This is a genomic window from Vulcanisaeta sp. EB80, from assembly GCF_002078205.2.
The window spans coordinates 1-4227 of record NZ_LCWN02000105.1; the positions used below are offsets into that span (position 1 = coordinate 1).

Here is a 4227-nt window from a genome sequence, read left to right on the forward strand (position 1 = left end):
TGCCCTCACTATTTCCTCTACGTTGTTAGGAGGCACCTTAACACCATTGTACCAATCCCTAACTATTTCGTCAGGTCCACCGACCCTCGTGGTTATTACGGGCACGCCGGTGGCCATGGCCTCCAGTATCGTTATCCCAAACGGTTCATAGCGACTGGGTAGTATTGCCAGGTCTGAAACCTTTAGTATTGAGTAGAGTGTTTGGTCGTCAACCCTGCCCGTGAAGTAAACCTTACTCCATATGCCCCACTCATGGGCTAGTTCCATTAAGTATTCCCTCATTGGTCCGTCACCCACTATCAATAATTTCAATTCCCAATTCCAATTAAGCAACTCCCTAAATGCAGCCAGTACAAGATCAGGCCCTTTCTCATAGACTAACCTACCAACGAACGTTATGATCCTCTCGTTAGGCATTGCGTATAAATCCCTAAACCCAGATCTTGGGCTTACCGAATCTATGTAACTAGTGTCAATGCCGTTAGGTATCATTACCAATTTATCCTTGGGAACCCCATGCACCCTAACCACCTCACCAAGCATGTAATTGCTGCAAACAATGACCTTCCAAGCCTCGTACGTAGTCCTCCACTCCCAGGAGTGAATTATGAACTGCTCCTCATTATAGACGCCGCCGCGTCTACCAACCTCGGTTGCGTGTATTGTGGCTATCAGGGGCTTATGAAGTAAATGCTTTAACGCAATACCCGCCGGCCCACTTAACCAATCGTGAACGTGTATGAGATCGAAATCCCATTGATCATACAACCTAAGGGCTTCCTCAATCATTTCCTCATTGAAGTTTAGAACCCAGGTTATGAAGCCAGTGGATCTAAACCTAAATGGATCAACCCTCCTGACATGTACACCATCAACCTCCTCAGAGGCTGGTACACCAGGTAGGGATATACTTATCACGGCAGTTTCCACACCATTCCTAACAAGGTTCCTCGTAATGTGATAAACATGCCTACCCAAACCACCAATCATGTGGGGTGGCCATTCCCACGAGAGGTGAAGAACCCTAATGCTCACATGTGCCTAATTCATTATCACATTTAAAAATAAGATCTTAAGACCTTATGAAGGGATCTAGTGAAATAAAACTTAAAATGAATTTGGTGTGCGAGGATTTATGTGAAGATAGTACTTGTAGCTGTCCCCGGTAGTGGTAAGTCTACAACACTTAAGTATGTCAAGGAGATGCTGCCTGACGTGACTATCGTTAACTACGGCGATTACATGCTTGAGGTAGCCAGGAGGAATTATGGAATAACCAATAGGGATGACATGAGGAAGAAGCTTCCAGTTGAGGAGTATAGGAAGGTCCAGGAATTGGCTGCGGAGGAGATAGCGAGGCTATCTGGCGATGTCATAATAGACACGCATGCAAGCATTAGGGTTCAGGGAGGCTTTTACCCAGGACTTCCTGACAGGATAATCACGAAGTTAAGGCCTGACGCAATAGTACTCATGGAGTTCGACCCAAAGGATATCCTAGAGAGGAGGTCCAAGGATGTGGGGCTTAGGGACAGGGAGGCAGATACTCCCGAGGAAATTGAACTACATCAACTAGCCAATAGGTATTACGCCTTCGCCGCAGCCAATGCAGGCGAGTGCTCGGTGTACATCCTAGACTTCAGGAAGAAACCGCAGACTAGGCCTTTTGAGCATGCCGAGATGGCGGCAAAATTCATTGTAGATCTAATAATGAGGAATAGGTCAGCCACAAAGTAGGGCTTTACACGTTGTTCGATAATTGGCGCGTAATATTTAAAATAACAATCCTGCCCCATAGGTCGTATGAAGGCCTTAATAATCGTCGCAGATGACTCATACAAAGGCGAGTACTCAATGATGATGCAAGCACTTAGGCAACTGGGTATGGAAGTCAGTACGGGATTGGTAAGTAAGACCGCTAGGGTAAATTTCGACCTAGACTTTACCGAGAATTTTGATGAAAATAAACTTGGTGATTACGATATTATTGCATTCATAGGGGGTTACTGGGCTTATTACACCGTTACTGGTAAGGAAACACCGGGTAGGGCTAAGCCGATGGTTAATAGGGATATCTTCGAGAAGTTATTAACGAAATCGGTAAGTGGCGGTAAGAAGGTCATACTGCCCCTAGCGCTACCCGCGTACGCTGCCAAGCTCGGTCTGTTAAAGGGTAGAAGGGCCACGGTATACCCAACCACCGAATTAATAAGCCTATTAAGAAGTAATGGTGTTGAGTTTGTGAATGAGGATTTTGTGGTTGATAATAACATAGTGACAATGAAGAAGGTTAGTGTTGATACGATAATTAAAGCACTTCGTGAATAATCCTGTTTTTGCAATAAACCCTCTAATCAATGGGCAAATAACTTAAATTGCAGTGCACATCCCTCCTAATCAATAATGGGATCGATGCAGTACAAGTCATTAGAGATGTACGAGATACCTAGGGTAGTGGTGTTTGGACCCAACGCCATAAACAAAGTCCCCGAAATACTCAGTAAGATCAATCTCAATGGACTGAGGGGGCTTATTCTCATAGGACCGCACTTCGGCAAGCATCTACTCGATAAGATAGGGTGTAGGATTTGCGATGTTGAGGAGATCAATGAGTTAAGCCCTGAGAGCATCATTAATCTCGCCAATAAATATGCGAATACTGCCGACTACATAATAGCCCTCGGTGGTGGTAAAATAATCGATTTTGGGAAGGCCTTGGCGCACATTATGAATGTGCCCTACGTATCAATACCCACAATAGCCAGTCATGACGGTATTGCCAGCCCCTACGTATCCCATGTACTCCAGATGGATTTGAATAAGTACGGTATTGGTAAGGTTCACAAGTCCCCAATAGCCATCATAGCGGATACGTCAATAATACTTGAGGCGCCAAGGAGATACTTATTGGCTGGTGTTGGTGAATTGGTGGGTAAGTTAATAGCGGTTAAGGATTGGGAGTTCGCAGTTAGGGTCAAGGGTGAGGAGTTCAGCGAGTACGCTGCTGCCTTAGCCAGGGACAGCGCATTGATAGCTCTGAGGAATGGGGGTAAATTAAGGGTTCATAACGAGGAGAGCGTTAGGATAGTGGTTAAGGCATTACTCGGCTGTGGCGTTGCCATGGCAATTGCGGGAAGTTCAAGACCATGCAGTGGTTCTGAGCACCTGTTTAGTCACGCAATAGACATACTCGCTAGGGAGAAGGGCTTCAGACCCGCATTACATGGTGAACAGGTAGCGTTGGGAGCGATAATGATGGCTTACCTCCACGGAATGAAATGGAGAAAGATAAGAGCATTCCTACAGGGCTTGAATATTCCCGTCACAGCCAAGGAGTTAGGTCTAGATAGGGATATCATCATCGAAGCGCTAATGATGGCACCCAACGTTAGGCCCGAGAGATTCACAATACTAAGTACAGGCCTATCAAGGAAGGCTGCTGAGAATATAGTTGAAACCACAGGAATAGCATAATACTTACTGATGAATGCGGTGTAATATACCATGAATCCTAGATTTCTCGACCGGTGCTTGCTTAGATTGTTTTAATTAATAAGTAACCGAACACAAGACCTATTATTATTGATGCAATAAAGCCAATGAGTAACTCACCGAAATACCTCAGGTTTATTAACCTGAATTTATGTGCCGCACCAACACCAACCAAGCCGAAGGATGTTACAACGGTGATAGGCATCGGTACCGAGTAAAACGTCCCAACCTCCATCGCAATAAATGAAAACAGCTGTATTGTGAACCCCGTCAGAGGACCCAACGTAAATAACCCCGTACTTAACCTATACAGTGTCCTCCAACCAATCAACAAGGCGCCTAGTATGGAGCTTAGGGTTATTATAATGAAACCCCTATAACTAAAGTTGAGTAGTGCCCACAATAGCCCAAGGTTATTTGCACCAAATGAAAATGATAATAGAAAAACAGTGATTATAGACAAAATCCTGTAAATACCGATATACCTAAACGAGAGTCTAGAAAAAACACCCAACGACCTATATAGAAAGTATGAGAGCAACATTACTATTATTGGTAAGGACAACCAATAACCAAGTACGAGAGGGGCATTACCTAATAAATGATTTAGCGCTAATGATGCGCCAACCAGACTTGCGTATAATGAACCCGTTAACGATATTGGTACCCTCATACTCTCGCCAATCACGAATATTGTTACCGTAACTATCATGGCGACCATGGCAACCTCACCAC

5 protein-coding genes are annotated in these 4227 nt (G+C 44.6%); 3 read left to right on the forward strand and 2 right to left on the reverse strand.

The genetic code is table 11. The features are described from left to right. The coding region (locus B7L70_RS11880; protein ID WP_101940291.1) for a glycosyltransferase family 4 protein at nucleotides 1-1035 on the reverse strand (1035 nt) is incomplete at its 3' end. Nucleotides 1036-1137: 102 nt separating this feature from the next. Here B7L70_RS11880 and B7L70_RS11885 point away from each other — a divergent pair. The 3 genes from B7L70_RS11885 to B7L70_RS11895 all read left to right on the forward strand — a co-directional run bounded on the left by B7L70_RS11885 (nucleotide 1138) and on the right by B7L70_RS11895 (nucleotide 3474). Next, the gene (locus B7L70_RS11885) at nucleotides 1138-1737 is read left to right on the forward strand and encodes an adenylate kinase (RefSeq protein ID WP_081228371.1); all 600 of its coding nucleotides are present in this window, start codon (nucleotides 1138-1140) and stop codon (nucleotides 1735-1737) included. 66 nt (nucleotides 1738-1803) lie between these two features. Next, nucleotides 1804-2328, forward strand: a complete 525-nt coding sequence (locus B7L70_RS11890) for a DJ-1/PfpI family protein (protein ID WP_081228372.1) — start codon at nucleotides 1804-1806, stop codon at nucleotides 2326-2328. Nucleotides 2329-2403: 75 nt separating this feature from the next. Next, complete coding sequence (locus tag B7L70_RS11895) at nucleotides 2404-3474, forward strand: sn-glycerol-1-phosphate dehydrogenase (RefSeq protein WP_202908743.1); 1071 nt, start codon at nucleotides 2404-2406, stop codon at nucleotides 3472-3474. 61 nt (nucleotides 3475-3535) lie between these two features. Here B7L70_RS11895 and B7L70_RS11900 read toward each other — a convergent pair. After that, nucleotides 3536-4227 (reverse strand): inorganic phosphate transporter (locus tag B7L70_RS11900; protein WP_081228373.1); only part of this gene is annotated, 692 nt, incomplete at its 5' end.